General features: G+C 58.8%; 23 protein-coding genes. 16 read left to right on the forward strand and 7 right to left on the reverse strand.

Annotation, left to right across the window (positions count from 1 at the left end; translation table 11 throughout):
* The first annotated feature begins 114 nt into the window (after positions 1-114).
* The 7 genes from ASD36_RS24675 (at position 115) to ASD36_RS24705 (ending at position 6,912) form a co-directional block, all read left to right on the forward strand.
* Entirely contained in the window at positions 115-1,116 is a 1,002-nt protein-coding gene (locus ASD36_RS24675; protein ID WP_060502386.1) for a LacI family DNA-binding transcriptional regulator, read from the forward strand.
* A gap of 168 nt (positions 1,117-1,284) precedes the next feature.
* Positions 1,285-2,319, forward strand: coding sequence for a sterol desaturase family protein (locus ASD36_RS24680; protein WP_060502387.1), 1,035 nt, complete (start codon positions 1,285-1,287; stop codon positions 2,317-2,319).
* Positions 2,316-2,627 carry a MocE family 2Fe-2S type ferredoxin gene (locus ASD36_RS24685; RefSeq protein WP_060502388.1) on the forward strand — a complete coding sequence of 104 codons (312 nt, stop codon included), beginning with the start codon at positions 2,316-2,318 and terminating at the stop codon, positions 2,625-2,627. The genes ASD36_RS24680 and ASD36_RS24685 overlap by 4 nt, the downstream gene beginning before the upstream one ends.
* Before the next feature lie 71 nt (positions 2,628-2,698).
* A complete protein-coding gene (locus ASD36_RS24690) occupies positions 2,699-3,643 on the forward strand; it encodes a substrate-binding domain-containing protein (protein WP_060511939.1) in 945 nt (314 codons plus the stop codon).
* A gap of 52 nt (positions 3,644-3,695) precedes the next feature.
* Positions 3,696-4,901, forward strand: coding sequence for an FAD-dependent oxidoreductase (locus ASD36_RS24695; RefSeq protein WP_060502390.1), 1,206 nt, complete (start codon positions 3,696-3,698; stop codon positions 4,899-4,901).
* Complete coding sequence (locus ASD36_RS24700) at positions 4,898-5,791, forward strand: sugar phosphate isomerase/epimerase (RefSeq protein WP_244489870.1); 894 nt, start codon at positions 4,898-4,900, stop codon at positions 5,789-5,791. The genes ASD36_RS24695 and ASD36_RS24700 overlap by 4 nt, the downstream gene beginning before the upstream one ends.
* Before the next feature lie 11 nt (positions 5,792-5,802).
* Complete coding sequence (locus ASD36_RS24705) at positions 5,803-6,912, forward strand: S-(hydroxymethyl)glutathione dehydrogenase/class III alcohol dehydrogenase (protein ID WP_060502392.1); 1,110 nt, start codon at positions 5,803-5,805, stop codon at positions 6,910-6,912.
* Between the two features lie 214 nt (positions 6,913-7,126).
* Here ASD36_RS24705 and ASD36_RS24710 read toward each other — a convergent pair whose 3' ends face one another.
* From ASD36_RS24710 to ASD36_RS24735, 6 genes are all read right to left on the reverse strand, one after another.
* Positions 7,127-8,266, reverse strand: coding sequence for a Gfo/Idh/MocA family oxidoreductase (locus ASD36_RS24710; protein ID WP_060502393.1), 1,140 nt, complete (start codon positions 8,264-8,266; stop codon positions 7,127-7,129).
* A 33-nt stretch (positions 8,267-8,299) separates the two neighbouring features.
* Positions 8,300-9,325, reverse strand: a complete 1,026-nt coding sequence (locus tag ASD36_RS24715) for an ABC transporter permease (protein WP_060502394.1) — start codon at positions 9,323-9,325, stop codon at positions 8,300-8,302.
* Positions 9,326-9,364: 39 nt separating this feature from the next.
* Complete coding sequence (locus ASD36_RS24720; protein ID WP_060502395.1) at positions 9,365-10,903, reverse strand: sugar ABC transporter ATP-binding protein; 1,539 nt, start codon at positions 10,901-10,903, stop codon at positions 9,365-9,367.
* 148 nt (positions 10,904-11,051) lie between these two features.
* Complete coding sequence (locus tag ASD36_RS24725) at positions 11,052-11,981, reverse strand: sugar ABC transporter substrate-binding protein (protein ID WP_037103482.1); 930 nt, start codon at positions 11,979-11,981, stop codon at positions 11,052-11,054.
* A 236-nt stretch (positions 11,982-12,217) separates the two neighbouring features.
* Complete coding sequence (locus tag ASD36_RS24730; RefSeq protein ID WP_060502396.1) at positions 12,218-13,030, reverse strand: TIM barrel protein; 813 nt, start codon at positions 13,028-13,030, stop codon at positions 12,218-12,220.
* A 175-nt stretch (positions 13,031-13,205) separates the two neighbouring features.
* A complete protein-coding gene (locus ASD36_RS24735) occupies positions 13,206-14,237 on the reverse strand; it encodes a LacI family DNA-binding transcriptional regulator (protein WP_060502397.1) in 1,032 nt (343 codons plus the stop codon).
* A gap of 145 nt (positions 14,238-14,382) precedes the next feature.
* On the opposite strand from ASD36_RS24735, the gene ASD36_RS24740 reads away from it, so the two are divergent.
* From ASD36_RS24740 to ASD36_RS24780, 9 genes are all read left to right on the forward strand, one after another.
* The gene (locus ASD36_RS24740) at positions 14,383-15,468 is read left to right on the forward strand and encodes a fatty acid desaturase family protein (protein ID WP_060502398.1); all 1,086 of its coding nucleotides are present in this window, start codon (positions 14,383-14,385) and stop codon (positions 15,466-15,468) included.
* Between the two features lie 36 nt (positions 15,469-15,504).
* The gene (locus ASD36_RS24745; RefSeq protein WP_060502449.1) at positions 15,505-15,819 is read left to right on the forward strand and encodes a MocE family 2Fe-2S type ferredoxin; all 315 of its coding nucleotides are present in this window, start codon (positions 15,505-15,507) and stop codon (positions 15,817-15,819) included.
* Positions 15,820-15,830: 11 nt separating this feature from the next.
* Entirely contained in the window at positions 15,831-17,057 is a 1,227-nt protein-coding gene (locus ASD36_RS24750) for an FAD-dependent oxidoreductase (RefSeq protein ID WP_060502399.1), read from the forward strand.
* A gap of 70 nt (positions 17,058-17,127) precedes the next feature.
* Positions 17,128-17,919: a 3-methyl-2-oxobutanoate hydroxymethyltransferase gene (locus ASD36_RS24755; RefSeq protein ID WP_060502400.1), complete on the forward strand. Its 792-nt coding sequence runs from the start codon at positions 17,128-17,130 to the stop codon at positions 17,917-17,919.
* 134 nt (positions 17,920-18,053) lie between these two features.
* Positions 18,054-18,938: a formyltetrahydrofolate deformylase gene (gene purU, locus ASD36_RS24760; protein WP_060641751.1), complete on the forward strand. Its 885-nt coding sequence runs from the start codon at positions 18,054-18,056 to the stop codon at positions 18,936-18,938.
* Between the two features lie 462 nt (positions 18,939-19,400).
* A complete protein-coding gene (locus ASD36_RS24765; RefSeq protein WP_156393915.1) occupies positions 19,401-19,583 on the forward strand; it encodes a hypothetical protein in 183 nt (60 codons plus the stop codon).
* A gap of 37 nt (positions 19,584-19,620) precedes the next feature.
* A complete protein-coding gene (locus ASD36_RS24770; protein ID WP_060502402.1) occupies positions 19,621-20,142 on the forward strand; it encodes a DNA starvation/stationary phase protection protein in 522 nt (173 codons plus the stop codon).
* A 673-nt stretch (positions 20,143-20,815) separates the two neighbouring features.
* Complete coding sequence (locus tag ASD36_RS24775; protein WP_060502403.1) at positions 20,816-21,406, forward strand: DUF4360 domain-containing protein; 591 nt, start codon at positions 20,816-20,818, stop codon at positions 21,404-21,406.
* Positions 21,407-21,469: 63 nt separating this feature from the next.
* Positions 21,470-22,873: a DUF4360 domain-containing protein gene (locus ASD36_RS24780; RefSeq protein ID WP_082562850.1), complete on the forward strand. Its 1,404-nt coding sequence runs from the start codon at positions 21,470-21,472 to the stop codon at positions 22,871-22,873.
* 157 nt (positions 22,874-23,030) lie between these two features.
* Here the strand turns inward: ASD36_RS24780 and ASD36_RS24785 are convergent, their stop codons facing one another.
* Positions 23,031-24,581, reverse strand: coding sequence for an NAD(P)/FAD-dependent oxidoreductase (locus tag ASD36_RS24785; RefSeq protein WP_060502405.1), 1,551 nt, complete (start codon positions 24,579-24,581; stop codon positions 23,031-23,033).
* Positions 24,582-24,639: the final 58 nt, after the last annotated feature.

Consider the following 24,639-nt stretch of genomic DNA (forward strand, 5'->3'; position numbering starts at 1 on the left):
TTTTGCAACCGCCTCAGACACACTACCAAAAACACGATATCCTCTGATTCATGCGCCAAGCGCTTGGGGAATCCCCGATACGATTGGCGAAGGAGTTGGGGCGGCAGATTACGCATGAGCAGACCGAACTATCAGGATATTGCCCGCCTTGCCGGCGTTGGGACAGCGACAGTCGAGCGCGTTCTGAACGGGCGTGGCGGCGTTCGTCCAGAACTCATTGAAAAGGTAACGCTTGCTGCACGGACTCTGAAATATCCACGCACGATACCAGACGCACACCACAAGCTGCTGCGTATTGAAGTGCTGATGGTCCGTCCGGAGACAACGTTCTACCGCAGGCTTTCCCACGAGTTTGAAAGCATCGCATCAACACTGGATCCTTTGGTCGTTGTTCAACGCAGCTTTACGGATGAGAAGAACCCCGACGAAATCGCGAAACGGATCCTGGCTGCTGACGTTCCACGGGCGGGCTTGATACTGGCCGTGCCCAACAGCCCCACCATCGGCGCTGCAGTGGATGCCGTTGTCAAACGCGGGACACCGGTGGTCCATGTGGTGACACGGGCATCCGAAACGCGGGGAGAATTTGTCGGCATCAATAACTACGCAGCCGGTCGTACCGCAGCCCACTTCATCTCCCGGATGACGACGCAGGCGGGGCCGGTAGTTGCGCTCTGCCATCCGATCTATCAGGTGCACCGGGAGCGCATGCGCGGTTTTTCTGACTATTTTGCCGAGCATCGTGGCGCCGTCAGTTTTGAGTGGATCGGGTTCAGCCGGGACGAAGAGCAGTATAGCGAGGCATCCCTATGCTACGCTCTTGAGAAATATCCCGATCTTGCCGGCCTGTATAATGCAGGCGGCGCGAACTCCGCCTTAATCAAGGTGCTGGGCCGCCATCAGCGAGGCCGCGAGATCTTGTTCGTCGCTCACGAACTCACGGATTACACCCGCACGGCCTTACGCAATGGCATCGTCGATGTGGTCCTCGACCAGGCGCCCGAAGCGCAGGCACAGCGGGCGCTGGACTGGATCTTGTATCGGATCGGCTTGACGAAGATTAAGCCGGATCCCAACCCCATTCGTTTCATCACCATCACCGCAGAAGCTCTCTGATCTAATCTGATCAACGAAGCCTTCGGCGTTTTGCGGTCCTCCTGCTACCTAAATGGCAGGGAGGAAGGCCTAGACGTTCGCTTTGAACAGCCGGCGAAAGCGTCCGCTCTCCTTCAATCAAAGCTTTGTGCGAGCACGTCAGACGTGCTCCGCCCCAGGGAGAACGTAATGGACGACCTTAAGTATGGAACGCGCAACAAGCGTGGCGACTGGGCGCCGAAGCAGCCGGTTCAGTATGCGCCGCTCTTCCAGTTCCCGACGCGGATTATGGCAATCCTGAAATGGCTGCCACATTATTTCTTCCCCTGGAACGTGGTCTTTGCGGCCTCGGCATTGGCCTATTGGGCTTGGGTCATTCCGCCGATGGAAACCATGCGGACGCTCGGCTTTGGCTGGATCGCCTGGCTTTATGCTGTCAACACTGTCTGCGTTTTCCTGTTCTACGGCGCGTTCGAGCTTCATCTTTACGTGCTGAAACGCCAGGAAACCCGCTTTAAATACAATGGCAAATTCCCCGCCGAACAGAAAAACCAGGCGTTCTGGTTCGAAAACCAGAACAAAGACAACATTCTGCGCACCTTTCTGTCCGGTGTTGTCATCTGGACGGCAATCGAGGCTGGTATGCTCTGGGCCTATGCCAACGGGTACGCGCCCTGGCTTGCCTTTGCGGAGAATCCCTGGACACTGGCGCTTGTCGCACTCGTCGTGCCGATCATCCACGAATTCCACTTTTTCTGCGTGCACCGGCTGATCCACACGCCGTTGCTCTACAAGTGGGTGCATTCGGTCCACCATAACTCGGTCAATCCGTCACCGTGGTCGTCGCTGTCGATGCACCCGGTTGAGCATCTGCTCTACTTCGGAACGGCGTTTTACCATTTGATCCTGCCGTCCAACCCCATCCTCATGCTGTACCAGCTGCATTACGCGGGTTTCGGCGCCATTCCCGGCCATGTCGGCTTCGACAAGGTCGAAGTCGGTGAGGACAAGCTGGTCGATAGCCATGCCTATGCGCATTACCTGCATCACAAGTACTTCGAAGTGAACTACGGCGATGCTTTGATCCCGCTCGATAAGTGGTTTGGCACCTGGCACGACGGCTCGCCAGAAGGCGAGGCTCAGATGCAGGATCGCTACCGCAAACGGAAAGAAAAACTGGCAGCCCGCAAGGCCCGTGCAGCCGCCGGGGAGGCTGCAGAATGAGCTGGGTTTCCGCATGCCAACTCGATGACATCGAACAGGAAGGCGCCATTCGCTTCGACCATGGTGGACGCACCTACGCGATCTATCGTGGACCGGATGATCGTGTCTATTGCACGGCCGGTCTGTGCACCCATGAGGCTGTCCACCTTGCCGATGGCCTGGTGATGGATTTCGAGGTGGAATGTCCCAAGCATTCCGGAGCCTTCGATTATCGCACGGGCGAGGCCATCCGGCTGCCTGCCTGCGAAAATCTGAAAACCTATCCGGCCGAGGTGGTCGATGGAGAGGTTCGCGTGGCCGTGAACTAGGGCCGCCGAAACAACGGCCCGTCGGGCCTCCGGAATGCACTGGGCGGTCCGGCGCCTATTGGGAGGATAATATGAAATTTGCTTACGCGGCGGCTCTTGCTGTCTCCTTGATGGCGGGTACCGCCTCGGCCGAAATGATCGGCGTTTCCATGCAGAGCTTCGACAACAACTTCCAGACACTGTTGCGTGAAGGCTTGCAGGCCCGGGCCTTGGAGGTGAAGGGCACGGACGTACAAGTCGAGGATGCGCAGACCGACATCTCCAGGCAGCTTAGCCAAATCAACAACTTCATCGCTGCAGGCGTCGACGCTATCATTCTCACCTTGGCTGATGCTTCGGCAGCGCCGGGCATCACCCAGGCGGCGCAAAAGGCCAACATTCCGCTGGTTTACCTCAATCTTGAGCCTGGCAATGTCGGGCAGCTTCCCGACAAGCAAGCCTATGTCGGATCACGGGAAACGGATGCGGGAACGCAGGCCGCCCAGGCCGCATGCGACCTTTTGAAGAAGACGGGCAAAGACAGCAACGCGCAGGTCTACATCCTGATGGGCGATCTCGCCCATCAGGCGTCGCGTGACCGCACGTCGTCTTTCAAGGACACGCTGGCTGCCGGCGACTGTAAGGGCGTGACGATAGCCGACGAACAGTCGGCCGCATGGACCCGGACCAATGCGATGGACATGACCACCAACTGGATCACGGCCGGCCAGCCGATCGATGTGGTCTACGCCAACAATGACGAAATGGCCTTGGGCGCAATTCAGGCGCTGAAGTCTGCAGGGGTTTCGATGGATGATGTGATCGTCATTGGCATCGATGCGACACAGGACGCTCTGGCTGCCATGGCGGCCGGTGACCTGGATGCCACGGTCTTCCAGAACGCCAAGGCTCAATCCGCAAGCGCCATCGATGCGGCGGTCGCGCTCGCGGGCGGAAAACCTGTCGAAAAACAGGTCATGGTTCCCTTCGAACTGGTCACGCCCGAGAACATGAAAGACTACGCCAAGCGCAATTGATCGCGATGACTGGCACATAAACCTATGTGCCAGTCCATTCTGGAGGACCACCGTGGACGCTATCGTTATTGTCGGGGCAGGGGAATCGGGCACCAGAGCGGCTTTTGCGCTTCGGGAAGCTGGCTATGCCGGTACGGTCACGCTGGTTGGCGTTGAACCCCATCTGCCTTACGAGCGCCCACCGCTGTCAAAGCCTGAAAACGGCGCTGTAACGATGAAGGCGCTGTGTTCCAGCCAAGCTCTGCTCGACGCGGGCGTTACCTACCTTCATGGCGTCGGAGCAACCGCCCTGGATGCCGGCCGGCGGGCCGTCACTCTGAGTGATGGGCGAGCACTGGCCTACGATAAACTGCTTCTTGCGACAGGCGCGCGTCCACGAAAACTCGCGTGCAAGGGCGCTGAGCGCGCGCTTGACTTTCGAACGTATGATGATGCGAAGGCCGTGCTCTCCGGCGTGGATACCAGCCGCAGCGTCGCGATCATTGGTGGCGGTCTGATCGGCATGGAGCTGGCGGCCGTGCTGCGTGGCAAAGGGCTTGCTGTCAGCGTTATCGAGGCTGCTCCAAAGCCACTCGGCCGGGCAGTGCCCTCGCACTTTGCTGCACGATTGCATAGCCGGCACAGTGAGGAAGGCGTCCACTTCCATCTCGGCCAAGGCGTTTCCGAAATCCGCCACAACACGGTTCTCCTGGCCGACGGTACTTCGGTACCTGCGGACGTCGTTGTCGCGGCCATTGGTGTTCAGCCTGAGATTGCCCTGGCTGAAGCCGCGGGCCTTGCGACTGGCAACGGCATACTGACGGACGCTTTTCTCCGGACGAGTGATCCAGATATATTCGCGGCCGGTGATTGCGTGGCTGTCGAGCAATATGGTGGTGGCCATGTCCGCTTTGAGAGCTGGCGCAATGCCCGGGCGCAAGCCGAGACGGCTGCTCGCAACATGGCAGGAGCCGTTGAGCCTTTTGCAGCGATCCCCTGGTTCTGGTCCGATCAATATGATCTCGTCCTGCAGGTTGCCGGGCTGCCGCAGCCAGACCATCAGTGCGTGATGCGCGCGCTGCCAACCGGCGAGCTTGCGTTTTATCTCGATGACGGACGCCTGGTGGCCGCCGCTAGTCTGGGCGTTGGGAACAGTCTTGCCAAGGACATGAAGCTCTCGGAGATGCTGATTGCGGCGAGTGTGCGCCCCGATCCCGCCGTTCTGGCCGACCCGGGCGTCAATTTGAAGGCGCTGCTTAAAAATGCGAAGGCGGCGTGATGCAGAATCTACATATTTTCCAGTCGTTATGGGCGATGGAGCGGCGCCATACCGACGGCTTCGAGCGAGACCTCGAAGACAATATTGCCATGATCATCGAGGCTGGTTTCGACGGCGTCAGCGCCCACTATACAAACCGTCAGGATGTTGCCCGTCTCAACCAGGCGATCGAAGGCACCGGCCTCAAAATCGAAGGGGTGTGCTTTCCCCGGACAGTCGAAGACCTGATGCTGCCGTTGGAGCTTGCGGCGGATTACCCGGTCAGCCACCTCAACCTGCAGCCGGATATTCGTCTGCGCAGGGTTGAGGACTGCCTACCCTTGCTTGACGGCTGGATGCAGCTTGCAGCCGTTGCCGGCATCCCGGTGTTCATCGAAACACATCGCGATCGAATGACCGCCGATCTCTTCTTCACGCTTGATTTGCTGGATCAGCGCCCCGAATTGCCGCTGCTGGCAGACCTGTCGCATTTCCTGGTGGGGCGGGAGTTCGCATTTCCGGTCAATGCGGAAAATCACGCTCTGATCAGCCGTATTCTCCAGAATGCCCAGGCATTTCACGGCAGGGTCGCATCACGCGAACAGGTCCAGATCGAGCTGTCGTTTCCACATCACCGCCCCTGGGTCGATCTCTTCCTTGCCTGGTGGCAGGAAGGTTTCCGGAGCTGGCGCTCCCGTTCCGCCGACAACGCAGAACTGGTCTTTACCTGTGAACTTGGGCCGAAGCCCTATGCGATCACAGGCCGCGACGGCAACGATACCACCGACAGATGGTCTGAGGCGCTCCAGCTCAAGGATATGATCCGCGAGCTTTGGGCGGCAACGGCTTCCCCTGAAACACCACGCGAAACGGCTTGCGGAGATCTTTGGGTCTCCGCCCCTAAGGGATAATGAGGAATACTATGAAATCACGTGCTGCCGTCGCTTTCGCTCCGGGCAAGCCCCTGGAAATCGTCGAACTGGATGTCGCTCCGCCGCAGAAAGGGGAGGTTCTGGTCAGGATTACCCATACAGGGGTCTGCCACACCGATGCTTTCACGCTCTCGGGAGCCGACCCTGAAGGCATTTTTCCGGTCGTTCTCGGGCATGAAGGTGCCGGTATCGTCGTGGAAATCGGGGATGGGGTCACCAGCGTTCAGCCCGGAGACCACGTCATTCCGCTCTATACGGCCGAATGCCGCGAATGTCTGTTTTGCAGATCGGGCAAAACCAATCTCTGCGTCGCGGTGCGGGCGACCCAGGGCAAGGGATTGATGCCGGATGGCACCACGCGCTTTTCCTATAAAGGTCAGCCGATTTATCACTACATGGGCTGCTCGACGTTTAGCGAATACACCGTGGTTGCCGAGGTCTCCCTGGCAAAGATCAATCCTGAAGCCAATCCCGAGCACGTCTGCCTGTTAGGTTGCGGCGTCACTACCGGCATCGGCGCCGTCCACAACACTGCCAAAGTGCAAAAGGGGGATAGCGTTGCCGTGTTCGGTCTGGGCGGCATCGGCCTTGCCGTCATCCAAGGCGCAAGGCAGGCGCAGGCAGGACGCATCATTGCCATTGATACCAACCCTTCGAAATTCGAGCTTGCCGGAAGCTTTGGCGCCACGGAGTGCATCAATCCGAAAGACCATGAAAAACCTATTCAGGACGTCATTGTCGAGATGACCGGATGGGGTGTCGATCATTCCTTTGAATGCATCGGCAATGTCAGCGTCATGCGTGCAGCCCTGGAATGCGCTCACCGGGGCTGGGGGCAGTCGGTCGTTGTCGGTGTTGCGGGCGCTGGCCAGGAAATCTCCACCCGGCCCTTTCAGCTTGTGACCGGACGCACTTGGAAAGGCACCGCATTTGGCGGGGTTAAAGGCCGCACCCAGCTGCCCTCAATGGTGGAAGACGCAATGAACGGAGACATAGAGCTGGCAGCCTTCGTGACCCATACCATGGGCCTCGATGCCATCAATGACGCTTTCGATCTGATGCATGAGGGAAAATCTATTCGGTCCGTGATCCATTATTGATCACGGTTCACCGTTCCTTTCCCTCACAAAGCGACTGGCCACTATCACCCTCCAAACGTGGTGGCCGAGGGAGAGCTGGCTGCGGCCGCCTCTCCCAACTATCCACCCGGCACTGGAAAGCCATCACACAGACCGTCCGCAGTTTCAGGCCTCAGCAAAGGCAAGCCGGCGATCTGGTGTCAGCACGCTACCGAAGAATGACGCGCATCTCTTCCTACAGCGAAGCGCCGATTTCTACCTTGTCGACCTCGATCCAGGCCTTCTCATCAAACGATCGTGCCATGGCATGGACGGTCTTCTCGATACGCAAGCCCTGTTTGAAATCGATCGCTGAAAAAGGCTCACCCGCGATCGCGCGGATCAGTTCGTGGCACTCGATGATCTTCAGGTCATTGAAACCGAGACCATGGCCGGGTGCCGGGATGAATTGGCCATAGGGTGCATGGGAAGGCGCAGTCAGGACCCGGCGAAAGCCCTGTTCGGTGGTGTTGCCGCCGGTCTGGTAGAGTTCGAACTCGTTCATGCGCTCCTGATCGTAGAGTATAGAACCCTTGGAGCCGTAAATCTGCAGAGCGATACGGCCTTTGCGGCCCCACGCGGCGCGGTTTGCCATCAGTACGGCCGAGATGCCGTGCTCGAGCCGCATCAGGATACTGGCGCCATCGTGGTTTTCCACCGCCCTGCGGCCACCATCCTTCAAGGGACGGTCGGCATAGGGCTTCGCCATGTCGGTAACGACCGAACGGACATGGCCGAAAAGATACCAGAGCAGCGAGAGAGGATGCACCGCGAAATCGTCCAGCGCACCATAGCCTGCCGACCGTTCGCTTTTCCAGTAGAAGGGCGCTTCGGGATCAGCCATGAAATCCTCGTCCATCTCGACACGGACGTGGTTGACGGCACCGATCGCGCCATCCTCGATCAGTGTCTTCATATGCCGAAGGATGGGATTCTGGATATAGTTGTAGCCCATGATTGCAATTTTGCCGGAAGCCTCGACGGCTTTCAGCATGCGTTGCGCATCCGGAAATGTCGGCGACATCGGCTTTTCGCACCAGACATGTTTGCCGGCTCCGAGGGCCGCAATGGCCATCTCGGCATGGAACTGGTTCGGGGTGGTGACGGAGACGACATCGACATCCGGATCGTCGATAAGCCGGCGCCAGTTAGCCGTTGCCTTTTCAAAGCCGAACTCATCGGCGCGCGCGGTGGCAAGTTCGGCATTGGCTTCTGCCAGATGCACCAGCCGTGGACGAGGCACATCGCCGAAGACCGCTTTTACCGCATTCCAGGCCAGTGCATGGCACTTGCCCATATATCCCGTACCGATCAAGCCGACGCCCAATGGTTTCATGACACTTATCCTCGCCAGCTATCCTGCAGTCCGTCAGACTGTCTTGCGCTTCTTCTGTCTGTAAACATCGACCACGACGGCTGCGACGATGATCATGCCTTTGACGATTTCCTGGTAGTAGGCGTCCACCCGCAGGAACGTGAAGCCGGAGGTCATCACACCGAGGATGACCGTGCCGATGACCGTGCCGGTGATCCGTCCGACGCCACCGGCAAGCGATGTGCCGCCGATGACTGTGGCGGCGATCGCATCCAGTTCGTACATGACACCCATGCCGGCCTGTGCCGTTTGCGCACGGGCAGCGGTGACGACACCGGCGAGACCAGCCAGCATGCCGGCGATGGCATAGACCTTGATCAGATGTGCCTCGACATTGATGCCGGAGACGCGGGCGGCCTGAACATTGGCGCCGATCGCATAGGTGAACTTGCCATAGCGGGTGTAGCGAAGGGCGATATGGAAGATGAGGGCGACGACAAGGAAGACGATGACCGGCCAGATGCCCGTGCCGATGAAGTTGAACTGGTCGGTCAGGCCGGAAACCGGCTGCCCCTTGGTGTACCATTTCGACAGGCCACGTGCGGAGACCATCATGCCCAAGGTCGCAATGAACGGCGGAATCTTCGTCTTGGCGATCAGCCAGCCGTTGATCAGACCCGCAAGCAGGCCGATACAGAGCCCAAGGCCGATCGGGACGATGGCCGGAAGGTCGGTCAATGCAGGATAGAGTGCACGAGGCCATGTCGATGCCTGCGCCACGCTAGCGGCAATCATCGCCGTGACGCCGACCACCGAGCCGGAGGAAAGGTCAATGCCGCCGGTGATGATCACCTGCGTGACGCCGACTGCAATGATACCGATAACGGCCACCTGCAGGATCATGATCGTCAGGCGCTGCGAGTTCATCAGGAAGCTTTGGCCGATGAAGATCCAGCCGAGGATCTCGTAGACCAACGCAATGCCGACCAGAACCAGGAAAATGTTGAATTCCGGCGGGATGCGCCGCTTGCTCGCGCTTGGCACCGCCGTGGCGGCCGAGGCTTCTATCTTGGTGCTCATGTCCTGTCCTCCCGGATGGTATTTTTTAAAAGCGCGCCATCACTGCGCTGCAAGTTCCATGACCTTGACCTGGGTCGCTTCCGCCCGGTCGAGGAAACCCGTGACCCGGCCTTCGTGCATCACCATGACGCGGTCGCTCATGCCCAGAACCTCCGGCATTTCCGACGAGATCATGATGACGGCGACGCCGTCGCGGGCGAGTTCTGTCACCAGACGGTGGATTTCCGCCTTGGCGCCGACATCGATGCCGCGTGTCGGCTCGTCGAGGATCAGGATGCGCGGGTTGGTCAACAGCCAGCGGCCGATCAGCGCCTTCTGCTGGTTGCCGCCTGAGAGGTTTTCGATACGCTCCTGCAGGTTTGGTGTTTTCACCCGCAGCTTGCGGGCCATCTCCTCGCATTTTGCCGACACGGCCTTCTGATCGACGAAGCCCATCTTGACGAACTTGTCTTGCAGCACCGCGATCTGCATGTTTTCCAGGATATCCAAGATAAGCAGGCAGCCGGTATCCTTGCGGTCTTCGGTCAGGAAAGCCATCCGGTTGCGGATCGCCTCTGTCGGCGAACCGATCGTGACAGGCTTGCCGTTGATTGCGATCGATCCCGAGCTTGCTGGCGTGACGCCGAACAAAGTTTCGGCCACATTCGAGCGGCCGGAACCGACAAGGCCGGCAACGCCAAGGATTTCGCCGGCGCGCACATCGAACGAAACATCGTGGAAGACGTCTTTCAGACAGAGGTCTTTCACCGACAGAACGACGTCGCCGATCGGTACTTCTTCCTTCGGGAACATCTGGGTGATCTCGCGGCCGACCATCATCTTGATGATATCGTCGCGGGTCACGTCGGTAGAGGCATGTGTGCCGATATATTTGCCGTCGCGGAACACCGAGAACTCGTCGGCGATCTCGAACAGCTCGTTCATCTTGTGGGTGATGTAGACGATGCCGATGCCCTGGCTGCGCAGATCACGGATGATGGTGAAGAGGTGGGCGACTTCGCGCTCGGTCAGCGCCGAGGTCGGCTCATCCATGATCAACACGTCGGATTCGTAGGATACCGCCTTGGCGATCTCGACCATCTGGCGATTGGCGATGGAAAGATCGCGTACTTCCGCCTGCGGATCGAGGGCAATGTTCAGACGCTTGAAGAGGTCTGCGGTCTTGCGGTTCATTTCGCCATGATCGACGAACCCGAGCCGGGTGAGCGGCTCGCGCCGGATCCAGATATTCTCTGCTACGGTCATGAATGGCATCAGGTTCAGTTCCTGATGGATCATGGCGATGCCGTTTTCGAGCGCATCCAGCGGCGATTTCAGCCGGATATCGACGCCCTTGAATTTAACTTCGCCCTTGTCGGGCGTATAGATGCCGGCAAGGATTTTCATCAGCGTCGATTTGCCGGCGCCGTTTTCACCCATCAGCGCATGCACGGTGCCGCGCTTCAGACGGAACGATACGTCATCCAGGGCCACAACGCCGGGAAATTCCTTGCGCACCCCTTCGACTGCAAGCAGATATTCGGCTTTTGGTACGGCGCCACTGGCGCGTACGGCTGCCATTGTTGTCGGACTGACCATTTTAATGATGCCTCCCTGTCGCCTGTTTGGCTGGGACCTGCGCCCTCAGGCAGCAAGGTCACCTCACGGTCCGCTGGAGGCGCATCGCACCAACGTCAACGAAACCGGGCAATCCGGGGCGCGGATGAGCGCGCCCCGGTGTTCAGGTTCAGTTCTTTGCCTGATAGTCCTTGAGGTTGGCCGGCGTTACCAATTCGAAAGGAATGTAGACCTTCTTTTCGACCGTTTCGCCCCGCGCAAACTTCAGAGCCGCATCGAGCGCGCCCTTGCCCTGGCCAGCAGCGTTCTGGAACACGGTGACATCCAGATCACCGGCTGCCATGGCGGCAAGCGCATCCTGCGTCGCATCAACGCCGCCGATCACGACCTTGTCCATCGGCCGGCCGGCAGCCTTCAGTGCCTGAATCGCGCCAATGGCCATTTCGTCGTTGTTGGCGATGACGGCGTCAAATTCCAAACCGGCAGAAAGCCAGTTGGTCATCAAGTCTGCACCCTGCGTACGCGACCAGTTGGCGGTCTGCTCTTCAACGATGGTGATGCCCTTGCAGGCGTCGGTGGCGAGAACGTCATGGACGTCCTTGGTGCGCATGCGGGCCGCCTGGTTTGAAAGCTCGCCCATCATGACGACGGCCTTGCCCTTGCCGCCGAGCAGCTTGCAGACTTCCTGGGTTTCGAGCGTGCCGGATTCAGCTTCATTGGATGCAACGAAAGCCTGCTTTTCCGGGAGCGTGTCGATGTTGATCGGCTCGCGGTTGACGTAAACCAGCGGAATGCCGGCATCGGCTGCGATCTTTGACATGGCGGCAGTCGCGTCGGTGTCGACCGGGTTGACAACGATGGCATCGACGCCGGCTGCGATGAAGTTCTGGATCTGGCTCTGCTGCTTGGCAACGTCGTTCTGCGCGTCTTCAACCTGCAGCGTGACGCCGTCGAGCGTCTTGGCATAATCCTGCATGCCGTTGCGCAGAACGGTCAGGAAGTTGTCGTCGAACAGCGCCATCGAAACACCAACAGTTTCGGCATGTGCCGCAGTCGACATCATCGCAGCCAAGGCTGCGCCCATAATCATTTTCTTCATGTTGTAGTTCCTCCACAAAACGGTGACCGGCGACCACCCTCCACAAGCCGGAGGCACCCCATTCGCGGTGGCACCCAATTCCCGTAGGCCGCCTCTCCCGGGCAGCTCTGCGTCAAAACAGAATAAACAAACCGACAGTTTGTTAATACGGAACAACTATTCCATTTTATAATTCCATCGTCAAGGGCGTTCCAACTGACATTCGTGCAAAAATGCCGGATGGAACGCCCGTTCCGTCAGGCCGTGGCTTCAAGAAATGCCATGCTTTCGCGGATCGCCGCTCTGATATCGGCTGATTGATGCACATCGGGCGAAAAGGGCTCGAAAGAAAATGGCCCGGCATAGCCGCTTTCTCGCAGCGTCCGGATTTGGCCGGCATTGTCCAGGCGGTCATTGGCATCCACAAGAATGCGGTGCGGGTCGCGCATGCCGTTGACGGAAATGCCGGGATCGGCAACGCCGGAAATGTGAACCAGACCGGTCATTTCCGGATGGAATTTTTCTTCCCCTGCCAAGTGATGGTGGAACGTGTCATGCACGATTTTGAACCGACTCCCACCTGAGACGGCCTGAATAGCCTCTACGGCTTCGGTTTTGGAACGCAACGAGCAGATTTCAAAGCCAAGCGGCTCGACGAGACCGATGATACCGGCGTCTTCCAGCATTGGCGTCAGCGCGGTTAACGCCTGTCTCAGGTTGGCTTGGCGCTCGCCGTCGCCCTGACCACTGCCGTCGTTGAGCGGCACGAGAACCAGCGCCTCCGCTCCGCAATCGCGGGCATAAGTGATGAGTTCCTGTGCTTCGCGGGCGCGGTCGCCGTTCCATTGGTTGAACCGCTGCAGCGCGTTGATCGAAACGATGGTCAAGCTATGTTTTTCGGCGAGCGCCTTTATTTCGGCAGCCGGTGTACCGTCGATAATCGCGTTGCCGTCGAGATCATTGCGGATTTCAACCGCCGACATGCCGAGCGATTTTGCCAGAGCAAAAAATGCATCCGGCGACAAGGCCGGGGCAGTCATATGATTGAGCGCGAATGAAAGGGTCGTCATAGGTGCTGTTCCTCCTGCACATGAATTCGCGGGAAGGGGAAAGCCCACTCCCTGAGCGCGTGAGGATCATCAGCTTATTGAGACACAGTCAAAGCCGAAGCCGTTATCTGTCTCTCATTGGTGAAAGAATACAAAAACCGCGTGAGAGAATACTCTCATTTCGAAGGCGGCCTGCTCAGATGTTTTCCGGGGTGAAAATATCGAACGGCAAAAATGTCTGGCCCGGAACGCCTCCGATACCACGATCAATGGCGGCGACCATCTGCCCCACCAATTCCCGGGTCAGATGCGCGACGGGCGTTGCGACTGCCATGGTCACGAGATCTTCAGCCAGCGCCATTCTTGATTCCGGGGTCAGTTCATTCACAACGACCAGCAGCTTACCTGCCATCTTTTCTTCGGCAAGGGCCGAGATCGCGCCCTCCATGCCGCCGCCGCAGACATAGAACCCGATCAGGTCTGGATGGCGCTGCAAGAGGTTGATCGTTGCCTCGTGCGTGATCTCCTCCGTATCGAGATTGACCATTGTGTCGAGAACCTCGAAATCAGGCGCATTCTCGCGAAAATACGAGCGGAAACCGATTTCACGCAATTCGTGACCATGAAACCGATGGCTTCCGATGAAAGTTGCAACCTTCCCCGGTTTCTTCGCGGCCTTGGCAATCATCCACGCGGCTGTGCGGCCGACGGTGCGATTATTGAGGCCAACATAACCCTCTCGTGCACCCGCGGCGAAGTCCGAAAGAAGCGAGAAAACCGGGATGCCTTTTTCCCTCAATTCCTCTATAGCCGCCGTGACCGCGGGATAGTCGGGGCTAACGAGGGCAATGGCCTGGTTGCGCGCGGCAACAGCTTTGAGCTTTTCCACCAAAGCTGCGGGCGTAGCACTCATGTTGAAATCGATCTGCGGGATAATGCGGACTCCGGGCGCCGAAAACGCCGCATTCTCGATCTCCTTAGCCATCGACTGATAGAAGTACTGGTTTGGCTTTTGCAGGATAAAGCCGAGCCTGTATTGCGGCAGGTCCTCGAAAACCCGCTGCCGCAGCAGGCTGACAGCATGGTAGCCGATCGATTTTGCCGCATCGTAGACCCGCCGCGCCGTCTCTTCCCTTACCTTGTGGCGGCCGTTCAATACCCGGTCGACGGTCGCGACGCTGACGCCCGCGGCCTGGGCAAGATCTGTAATGGTCGGACGCCCGCTCATAATCGCTCCTGATGGAAGCCATCATTCAATCATGCGATGAATGATGTGTTTTGATAGAATACATCAAGGCTGCATTGAGCTGCATTCAAAGTCAACCTATCCTCCATTCAAGGACGAGAACCAGCGGCAAGCGGAGGAGGACAGAATGGACAAGACTGCGACGAAACGTGATTACAGCCTCCTCGGGCGTGATGCTCAGGCCGCCGTCGACAGCGGACTGGCAGCCGCGGAATGGTATCACACCGACATCCCGCGCAAGCAGATGAAAGAGCTGATGAAGCGCGAGGATGGTCCGGCCATCCGCGACACGGCAATCTGGCTTGGCAGCATGGTTATCACCGGTGCGCTTGGGGCCTATTTCTGGGGCTCCTGGTGGTGCGTGCCGTTCTTCCTGATCTACGGCGTGATGTACGGGTCGGCCTCGGATTCGCGCTGGCACGAATGCGGGCACGGTACCGCCTTCAAGACGCGCTGGATGAACGACGCAGTCTATCAGATTGCCTGTTTCATGATCATGCGTAATCCGGTGACATGGCGCTGGAGCCATACGCGGCACCACACCGATACAGTCATCGTCGGCCGCGATCCGGAAATTGCCGTCATGCGCCCGCCGGACCTGTTCCGGCTGGTCCTCAACTTCTTTGGCTTGCTCGATGCCAGCTACGCAATGATCGATATGGTCCGCAACGCGGCCGGCATTATCAGTGCTGCCGAAAAAACCTTCGTTCCCGAACAGGAGCAGCCGCGCGTCATCCGTGTTGCCCGTATCTGGGTTCTGATCTATGCCGCCACGGTGGCGATGGCCATTTACCTCGGCTCGATATTGCCGCTGATACTGATCGGCCTGCCACGGCTCTATGGCGCATGGCATCACGTGCTGACGGGGCTTCTGCAGCACGGCGGCCTTGCCGACAACGTCATTGATCATCGTCTCAACAGCCGTAGCGTCTACATGAACCCGTTCAGCCGGTTTGTGTATTGGAACATGAACTATCATGTTGAGCATCACATGTTCCCGATGGTGCCCTATCATGCGCTCCCGCAGCTGCATGACATGATCAAGCACGACCTGCCCGCCCCGAACAGATCCATGCTCGAAGGCTACCGCGAAATGATCCCGGCCTTTCTGCGGCAGTTGAAGAATGAGGATTACTTTCTCAAACGCGAACTGCCGCCGACCGCGAAGCCCTACCGTGAAGAGTTTCACGCCGAGTCAATTGCCGCCGAATAGAGCGGTGCCCGAAAACAGAACTAGATGGAGGAAACGATGAGCAATTGGGTGGAAGTCTGCGCAACCGACGAGATTGATGAAGAGGACGTCATCCGCTTCGATCATGACGGCAAAACGTTTGCGGTGTACCGCAGCCCGGACGACCGGTTCTTTGCGACCGACGGGCTCTGCACGCATGAAAAGGTCCATCTCGCCGATGGGCTGGTGATGGACGACATCATCGAATGTCCAAAGCACAATGGCCGCTTCAGCTACATGACCGGCGAAGCCAAGGGTGCCCCTGTCTGCGTCGATCTCAAGACCTACCCGGTCAAGGTCGAGGATGGCAGCGTCTTCGTTTCCTTGGGCTAAGGGATAGGGTCATGACGCAGATTGTCATCATCGGCGCGGGGGAATGCGGCGCAAGGGCTGCCTTTGCCCTGCGGGAAAAGGGTTTTGCCGGGAAGATCATGCTTATCGGCGCAGAAGACCATCTTCCTTACGAGCGCCCGCCTCTCTCGAAGGATGCCTTGCTGCAAGGCCACGCCCCGAAACTGGTGTCGGAGGCCGAGCGTTATGAGGCTGCCGGCATCACTGTTTTGACTGGTATCAGCGCCGAAAGCATCGATCCGGCGGCGAAGGTGGTGCGGCTGTCTGACGGCCGCAGCCAGCCTTACGATCAGTTGCTTCTGACGACCGGCGCGCGGCCGCGGCCATTTCCCGGCCTGTCCGGTGCCTGTCAGCGCATCCGGACGCTGCGAACCCATGGCGATGCCGTCGCGATCCGCGCCGCGCTTCAGCCCGGCAGGCATCTCGCGATCATCGGCGGTGGATTCATCGGGCTGGAATTGGCTGCGGCCGCGCGCAAACTGGGCGCCCGCGTGACGCTGGTCGAAGGTCTGCCCCGTATCCTCAGCCGCGGCGTCCCTGAAGAGCTGGCCGCCGTGGTTGCGGAACGGCATAAGGCGGAGGGTGTAGAGATTCACTGCGGCGCAAAAATCCGGAGCTTGCAGGAAAGCCGGGAGGGCGTAAGCGTTCTTTTCGAGGATGGCGGCGCGCTTGATGCCGACCTGATTGTCGTCGGGATCGGGGCCATACCGAATGTTGAACTTGCCCGCGATGCCGGGCTTGCAATCGACAACGGTATCGCCGTCGATACCCATTTGAGAACATCCGCACCGGACATCTTTGCTGCCGGTGATTGTTGTTCTTTCCCGCTGGCGCATTACGCAGGACGCCGGCTGCGGCTGGAGGCCTGGCGCAACGCGCAGGAACAGGGCCAGCTTGCTGCCGCCAATCTCCTGGGTGCAGACGAAGCTATCACCGCAGTCCCGTGGTTCTGGTCGGATCAATACGACCTGACATTGCAGATCGCTGGCATTGCAGATGGGGCGGCGCAGACTGTCCGGCGCGAGGTCGCCGATGGCGCCTTCATCCTCTTCCATCTCGACGCCGGTGGCCGCCTGATCGCCGCCAGCGGCATCGGTCCCGGCAACGCCGTCGCCCGCGATATCCGCTTGGCCGAGATGATGATTGCGGCCGGGATCCATCCTGATCCAGCAGCACTTGCTACGCCGGCGATCAAACTGAAGACACTGCTGACGGCTTAAGCGCAGCACATAGCAACATAAACGAGCCACGGCAGCGTCTTTATCGCGCGTGGCAATGGAGAAACATGTCATGAGACACCGCCGCCCGACTGTCGCCGATCTTCTGTCGATAAAGGGAAAGCGTCAGCTGAGCATGCTGCGCGTCGAAACACTGAAGGAAGCAGATGCCGCGGAAAGGGCTGGGGTAGACCTCGTCTCCGTGCCGCCGTCATTGCTCGGCGCGGCTTTTCGGGAGGCGGCCCCTTCCGTCTTTGCCTTTCCCGGCCTGGAATATGGTGACCTTGTAACAGCGGATGAATATATCCGCGCCGCGTTTCAGGCATTGAAAGCGGGCGGCGATGCCGTTTATTGCGCAGCAGGTCTTCAGACGGTGCGCCGCATGCGAGACGAGGGCATCCCCGTCTGCGGCCATGTCGGGCTTATCCCGTCCAAGGCCACCTGGACCGGTGGTTTTCGCGCTGTTGGCAAGACGTCGCTCGGTGCGCTGGAGATATGGCGCCAGACCAAGGCACTCGAAGAGGCAGGGGCATTTGCGGCAGAGATCGAGGTCGTTCCGGGCGAAGTCGCAGCGGCAATCAGTGAACGCACATCGATGCTGATGCTGTCAATGGGCGCAGGCACCGGTTGCGATGCGCAATATCTCTTTGCCGACGATGTGCTCGGTGCCAACAAGGGGCATGTCCCCCGTCACGCAAAGATCTATCGCAACTTTGCCGCTGAGTACGAGAGGCTGCAGCAAGAGCGGATCGCCGCCTTCTCCGAATATGTGGCCGATGTGAAATCCGGTGCCTATCCCGCCAAATCCCATTTGGTGGGCATCGATCCGGTGGAACTGGAAGCGTTCCTGCAGTCGATGGCTTAACGCCGCGGGCGCTCATCCCGGCAGACAGGGTGCCGGTACCTGCTGTTGGCCGCCCCAGTAGCATCCGCCATATCGCATCCAGAAAATCCGCAACACCGCCCGGCGTGAAACATTCAACGAAAGCAAGATTGACAATGCGACACTACGTTCTGACCGTATCGTGCAAATCCACCCGTGGCATTGTCGCGGCGATTACCGGCTATCTGGCCGACGAAGGCTGTTACATCACCGACAGTTCGCAGTTCGACGACATGGAAACCGGCCTGTTCTTCATGCGGCTGACTTTCATCAGCCAGGAAGGTGCTGCACTTGAGAAGCTGAAGGCCGGGTTCGAGGCGGTGAAGACCCGGTTTGGCATGGACGCCGATATCCGTGATTCCGAGCACCGGATGAAGGTGCTTTTGATGGTGTCGCGTTTCGGCCATTGCCTCAACGATCTGCTCTACCGCTGGAAGATCGGCGCTTTGCCGATCGACATCGTCGGTGTGGTCTCCAACCATTTCGATTACCAGAAGGTAGTCGTCAATCACGACATCCCGTTCCATCATATCCCGGTGACCAAGGCCAACAAGGCGCAGGCGGAAGCCCGGATGATGGACGTGGTCGAGCAGACCGGCACCGAGTTGATCGTGCTTGCCCGCTACATGCAGATCCTGTCGGATGCCATCTGCCAGAAGATGTCGGGGCAGATCATCAACATCCACCATTCGTTCCTGCCGTCCTTCAAGGGCGCCAACCCCTACAAGCAAGCCTATGAGCGCGGCGTGAAGCTGATTGGTGCCACCGCGCATTACGTTACCGCCGATCTCGACGAAGGCCCGATCATCGAGCAGGACATCGCCCGCATCACCCATGCGCAGTCGGCCGAGGACTATGTCTCGATCGGCCGCGATGTCGAGAGCCAGGTTCTGGCGCGCGCCGTGCACGCCCATATCCACCACCGCACCTTCATCAACGGCAATCGCACCGTGGTGTTTCCGGCAAGCCCGGGATCCTATGCCTCCGAGCGCATGGGGTGATTACAATTTCCACAAGTTGATGATCGATCCCATCCATCCTGAATCCCGTATGTGACCACATTCCAGGAACCCGAAAGTGCGTGCGTGTCAGCCTATTCCCTTTGAAAACAGCTATGCGACGGCGCTCGGGTTCTTGTGCAGCCGCAGTTTGCGCGATGATGCGCTGGCAGGCTCGGCACGCTGTCGAAATCGTGACTGAGCGAGGAGGCCGGCGAGGGCCATCAATCCTGCTTCACCGCAGCGATGCCCGCAAGCCCGCGGTTCGTATCCGGTGGCACGGCAGCCTGATCGAGTGCAGGCAAGGGTAGCTCTCTGACGCAGAGTTGAGAAAAGCTGCAGATCAGTGCCCGCTCGGCAGTCGGCGACGGAAAGCGGAAAATCCTACAAGCCCCCCTGCAAGAACAGGAGCCGCGCCTATATAAGGTTGAGACAATCCAGGCATGAATGCACCGGGACAAGGCCATGAAAACCGCCGCTAGCGAACCCGAACACCTCCGCGACTCGCTCGCCTCGCTGCCGGAACCTCTCGACCTGGAATTTCTCGTTTTGCCAGACAATGGCTGGCGCAGACAGGACGATTTTCTCAAACCGCCTTTGGAGAGATTAATTACCGCCACCGATCCGCTTTCTCAACGCCTCCGCTGAACAAGCCTCTCGAATCCGAAACAAGGAGAAACCAGCCATGACCGAGAAGACACCGCGTACGCGCCGTATGGCCCCCCTGAGAACGCCGTCAGGCCTTTCGGAAGACGCGACCCGGGATATCTCCGCCGCGATGAGAGCCTTGCTCGCCGATGTGTTCGCCCTCTATCTGAAGACGAAAAACTTCCACTGGCATATGTCGGGTCCGCATTTCCGCGACTATCACCTGCTCTTCGACGATCAGGCAGCTCAGATTCTGGCCATGACCGATCCGCTCGCAGAACGCGTCCGCAAGATCGGCGGCACGACGCTGCGCTCGATCGGCCATATCGGCAAGCTGCAGCGGATTGCAGACAATGATGCCGATTACGTCGATCCGCAGGATATGCTGGCTGAGTTGCGCGACGATAATGCCGACCTTCTGGCAAGCATGCGCGAAACGCGCGCACTTTGCGACGAACATGGCGATGTCGCCGGCACAAGCGTCTTGGAAAACTGGATAGACGAAACAGAACAGCGCGTCTGGTTCCTCTTCGAGACGAGCCGCAAGGGCAATTCCTGATCGAAACGCACAGGTAGAATCGCGATTGCAACAGGCAGGGTGGCACCAGGGTGCCGCTTTGCCTGATGCCACCGGCTACATCCTGTCCCCCAAGCTGGGCTTTGGGCACCCATACCGCCGCCTACGACCGCGTGCGTTGATGCCTGCTCAAGCTCCGCAGTTTACACGATCGCGACAGATTTTTGGGCGATACAGCCGTTTGTAGTGGCCTTCCTCAAACCTGATCTTTTGTTTGCGCTGGTGTTCCAACAATTGCGCTGAAGGCGCATGAGACCTTTCGATCCCGACCGGCTTGGCTGTCGAGCAGCTCGTGGTCACCAAGCCAATCGTTGCGGCTATGGCGAAAGCTCTGAAGATCGTCGTTGCTTTTCGCATCCCGGGGCCTTCCGCCTGCTTTTGTGCATTTCGACAAGAGTAGGCCAGAATGAATGAACCCCGGCTGAACCGTGAGGCGAACGATCGCTACCGGACGAAAACACCCGGCCACAATCTTGCCTTCCAACCGCGCCTTTTCCGTCGTGTTTGATTAAAAGTTTATTAATCCAGCCTTCCTACACATGGGCCTTTGCTGGATGACTTTCAGATGAACGAAGTGCTCATCGAAGGTTCAGATCAGCGGCTCTATTTCTCAAGCGAAGCAGCCGCTTCGCTTTTTTAACACCGAGGAAATCACATGAAGGCTATCGGTATTTTACTCGCATCCCTTTTCGTTGCCTCTACGGCTTATGCGGACGACATTTCGCTCGGTATTCCAGGCTATGGCGGCAGCGGCTGCCCTTCCGACAGCGTATCGGCGACTTTGAGCCCGGATGGCAAAGCCCTGAGCCTGCTGTTTGACAACTATGTCGTGGAAGCCGGCGGCGAGACAGGCAAATCGTTTGATCGCAAGACCTGCAATGTCGCTATTCCAGTCCACGTTCCGCAGGGACGCAGCGTCTCGGTACTGGCGATCGACTATCGCGGTTTCAATCAGTTGCCGCGCGGTGCACGCTCGCAATTCAACGTCGAATACTTCTTCGCCGGCGCCCGCGGCCCGGCCTTCACCCAGACGTTCACCGGTCCAAAGGAGAAGGACTACCTCATTACCAACAAGCTCGTGGCGAATTCACTGATCTGGTCGGCCTGCGGCGAGGATGTGAACTTGCGGACGAACTCCAGCATTCGCGTCAACACCACGAAAAATCAGGAAGCCATGGCAACGGTGGATACGCAGGACGTCAAGGCTGCCATTGTCTACCAGCTTCAGTGGCGCACCTGCCGCTAACATCGAAGCGGATCGGGGCAGCCCCAGTATGCTGCCCCTTGTTCTTTATGAGGGTTAGTTGTCATGCGTTCCCCAGTTTACCTACCCGTGAACTTGTTTGCCTTTGCAGTGCTGAGCGCCGCCACCGGACCGGCGCATGCTGCGAACGGCTGCGCTGACGGCACTTTTTCGAGCGTCCATTCGCCGGATGGCAATGCGACCAGCGTCCTGTTCGATGATTTCTCCGCAACAGCGGGCGGCGGTTCCGGAACGTCGCGCGCAACAAGCACCTGCAACTTAAGCGTTCCTGTTACCAATCCGGGCGGATACACGGTCTATCAGGTCGATTATCGTGGTTTTGTCACCACACAGGACGGGCAGGCTGCCTCTATCGTGACGCAGCAGGACGGCAAGACCGTTCTGAACCACCAGATCACCGGCCCGCTCGACGATGATGTCTCCGTCGGCAATCGGGTCGGAGTGTCCGGCTCGGATACGCTGGAACTGGCGGTTATCGTCGGTGCAACGGGATCCTTGAATGTGACGGACCCCGAGGCCGGTCTTTTTCTCGATTCCATCGATTTCGCCCGGGTGGGTTTTACGACGGCACAGTCGGTAACGAACTCGGCGGACCAACTGGCGCGCCAGAGGCAATCGATCGTCCTTGACCTGATGGACACCGCGCAAAATTTGCTTGGGCAATCGCAACGGTTTGACAGCGGCAATTACCTCAGCGCATTTGGGAGCTCCGACGCCGCCGCCGGTTTCAACGGACGCTGGAACGCCGGAAATGGCGTGAGCTTTCTCGGTGGCGCAGCGGTTGTAAACCCAAACAGGACCGGCGTTTCCATCGATACACTTGTTCTGTTGGCCGGTGCGGCGCGTTACACCACGGCGGAGGCGCAATGGCGTGCATTCGGCGAGGCCGGCGCCTGGGGCTCGCCCAAGGTATCGGCCAACCTGTCGCGCAGCTATTTGAACATGACCGACATGGTCTTTGCTGGTGGGACAGCGTCCGGGTCGCTGTTCAGTGCCTATGGACGTATCGGGGCAATCTATGCCCCCGACGATGCCAATGAAATCGCCTTTTCTGCCCGGTTCACCCGGTCCTGGCTGGATCTTGATGGTTATCGTGAAGCGGGAACCGGCGCCAATGTCTTTGCGGCAACCGTGAAGGGCGGCCGCTCCGAGGCCGACACCGTGAGCGCCGAAATCGCCTGGAGCCACGATACCGGCGGGCAACTGGACTATACCGTTGCAGGTGCCATTGGCCGGACGTTTGCGGGCAGGAACGGCGCCAAAGCCTCGGTGGATTGGGTCGGCGATGTCACCGGCACGGCCGACGACCAGGACTTCGCAACACTGGGGGGCCGGGTCGGCTGGAAGATCGACGAAATCTGGAAGGTCGAGACATCCGTGTCTGCGACATTCCGCGAGCAGGACAAGCCCGACTGGAATATCGGCGGGCAGTTGAAGGCCTCGTTCTAACAATCAACTAAGAACAGCGTCCAACCGGAAGCTGTTCACCAGCACCGGTTGGACAGAATACGCGGGTGGGCGGCCGATCCCGGTCGTGCCGCCACCCGTTCAAAACGCGATCCATGCCATGGCGGCCGGATCAGATCGCTGACGTCAAAGTTTCCAGCTACACTCCCAGATCCTTGAGCAGGACATTGGCAGTAATCGTTCCCATCGCCGAAATCCCGTTGCCGGGGTGACAATGCGGGCCTGTCATATAGAGACCCCTGATCGGGGACTTGTACTGGGAATAGCCTGGGAAGGGGCGGAAAGCCCCCCATTGCGCGAGCGTTCGCTCGCCGCCGGTCGGGCTGCCATTCACAAACGAGCGATTGTAGCGGAAGAGATCCTCGGGCGTATGGACGACAGAGTTGATGATATTGCCGCTGTCGAGGTTGGTGACATGTTTGCGGACCTCGTTCAGCATCGTCTCGCCAAAGGCCTCCTTCACATCATCCCATTTCTTTCCCGATCGCAGCTTTGACGGCACGACCGTGTCGAGCGACAGGGTATGTTTGCCGGCCGGTGCCCGGCTCGGGTCGCGAATGGTCCAGTTGACATAGACCAGGTTCGGCTCACTCGGCAGTTCCCCCAGTTCGATTTCGGCAAACTGATGCCTGATCTTGTCGACGCTGCCGAAGAAGCGATGAAAGGCGATGCCATCCAGGCTCTCTTCACGGAATTGCGGCCGTTCGTTGAGTGCCAGGTGAATGCGCGCAATGCCGTGGTCTGAATAGCTGAAATGCCTGACCGCGGTTCTGAAGTTCTCGGTCAGATGCTCTTCGTCGATCAGGCGCAGGAATGTCTGGGTTGGATCAAGGGCCGTGACGACGCCATGCTTGGCGATATAATCGTTGCCATCAGCCGTGCGCACGCCTTTGCATCTGCCGTCCGAGATGATGAACTTTGCAATGTCTGCGCCGGTGACGATCATGCCGCCGCGGGATTCAATCAGCCGGCACATCGACAGAGGCAGTTGCTGGCTTCCACCTTCCGGAATGGCTTGCCCGTAATGATGAACCGATGGCACCATGACGTAGAATCCAGCCCCCATTCCTTCCTGATCCGGGCGAGTGTGAGGCGCAAGCGACCATCCGAGGATCAGCGCGCGGATCGCATCATTCTCGAACTTCTCTTCGACAAAAGCCCTGGCACTGAGATTGAATTCTCTCAATCGGCGAAGCCCTTCCGGGCTGCGTTCCATTGCGGCGGGCTGCAGGCTCGGGAGGTTTGGCGGTGAAAAGACTCCCCGGATGAACCCGTCCCGGATCTCGGCGAAGTCGTCGACGATCTTGCGGTAGGTGGCAGCATCCGCCCTGCTATACTGCGCGATGCTGTCGCAGGTCCTCTCAACATCCTTGTAGACCACAACGCCCGGCCCATCGGCAAACGGATGGCCGGTTATCTTGTCTTCACCCCAGAGATACTTCAGGCCGAACTTTTCCAGTTCAGGCCGCAGGTGCTGGTTGAAATCGGGGTTCATGTGGATGAAAATATGAGAAGAACTGAAGAGATCATGTTTGAACCCCGGCGCGACGATCTCCTGCGTTACGGCTCCACCTCCCACCCACTCGTTCTTTTCAAGCACAAGTACCTTGAGGCCTTTCACGGCAAGCATGCTGGCGCAGGCGAGACCGTTGTGGCTACCGCCGGCAATAATTACATCGAAATCACTCATCGCACGCTCCGTGTCCGGTTGTCTTCACCGCACAAACAGCAACGCAGAAAAACAAGTC

The sequence above is a fragment of the Rhizobium sp. Root1334 genome, from assembly GCF_001426665.1.
GTDB lineage: Bacteria > Pseudomonadota > Alphaproteobacteria > Rhizobiales > Rhizobiaceae > Pararhizobium.

Coding starts and splice junctions, on each gene's coding strand:
- ASD36_RS24785 (WP_060502405.1), bottom strand. CDS start 24,581: ATGAGTGATTTCGATGTAATTATTGCCGGCGGTAGCCACAACGGTCTC.
- ASD36_RS24750 (WP_060502399.1), top strand. CDS start 15,831: ATGACGCAGATTGTCATCATCGGCGCGGGGGAATGCGGCGCAAGGGCT.
- ASD36_RS24675 (WP_060502386.1), top strand. CDS start 115: ATGAGCAGACCGAACTATCAGGATATTGCCCGCCTTGCCGGCGTTGGG.
- ASD36_RS24720 (WP_060502395.1), bottom strand. CDS start 10,903: ATGGTCAGTCCGACAACAATGGCAGCCGTACGCGCCAGTGGCGCCGTA.
- ASD36_RS24765 (WP_156393915.1), top strand. CDS start 19,401: ATGAAAACCGCCGCTAGCGAACCCGAACACCTCCGCGACTCGCTCGCC.
- ASD36_RS24680 (WP_060502387.1), top strand. CDS start 1,285: ATGGACGACCTTAAGTATGGAACGCGCAACAAGCGTGGCGACTGGGCG.
- ASD36_RS24780 (WP_082562850.1), top strand. CDS start 21,470: ATGCGTTCCCCAGTTTACCTACCCGTGAACTTGTTTGCCTTTGCAGTG.
- ASD36_RS24715 (WP_060502394.1), bottom strand. CDS start 9,325: ATGAGCACCAAGATAGAAGCCTCGGCCGCCACGGCGGTGCCAAGCGCG.
- purU (WP_060641751.1), top strand. CDS start 18,054: ATGCGACACTACGTTCTGACCGTATCGTGCAAATCCACCCGTGGCATT.
- ASD36_RS24710 (WP_060502393.1), bottom strand. CDS start 8,266: ATGAAACCATTGGGCGTCGGCTTGATCGGTACGGGATATATGGGCAAG.
- ASD36_RS24745 (WP_060502449.1), top strand. CDS start 15,505: ATGAGCAATTGGGTGGAAGTCTGCGCAACCGACGAGATTGATGAAGAG.
- ASD36_RS24705 (WP_060502392.1), top strand. CDS start 5,803: ATGAAATCACGTGCTGCCGTCGCTTTCGCTCCGGGCAAGCCCCTGGAA.
- ASD36_RS24730 (WP_060502396.1), bottom strand. CDS start 13,030: ATGACGACCCTTTCATTCGCGCTCAATCATATGACTGCCCCGGCCTTG.
- ASD36_RS24775 (WP_060502403.1), top strand. CDS start 20,816: ATGAAGGCTATCGGTATTTTACTCGCATCCCTTTTCGTTGCCTCTACG.
- ASD36_RS24770 (WP_060502402.1), top strand. CDS start 19,621: ATGACCGAGAAGACACCGCGTACGCGCCGTATGGCCCCCCTGAGAACG.
- ASD36_RS24685 (WP_060502388.1), top strand. CDS start 2,316: ATGAGCTGGGTTTCCGCATGCCAACTCGATGACATCGAACAGGAAGGC.
- ASD36_RS24735 (WP_060502397.1), bottom strand. CDS start 14,237: ATGAGCGGGCGTCCGACCATTACAGATCTTGCCCAGGCCGCGGGCGTC.
- ASD36_RS24755 (WP_060502400.1), top strand. CDS start 17,128: ATGAGACACCGCCGCCCGACTGTCGCCGATCTTCTGTCGATAAAGGGA.
- ASD36_RS24740 (WP_060502398.1), top strand. CDS start 14,383: ATGGACAAGACTGCGACGAAACGTGATTACAGCCTCCTCGGGCGTGAT.
- ASD36_RS24725 (WP_037103482.1), bottom strand. CDS start 11,981: ATGAAGAAAATGATTATGGGCGCAGCCTTGGCTGCGATGATGTCGACT.
- ASD36_RS24690 (WP_060511939.1), top strand. CDS start 2,699: ATGAAATTTGCTTACGCGGCGGCTCTTGCTGTCTCCTTGATGGCGGGT.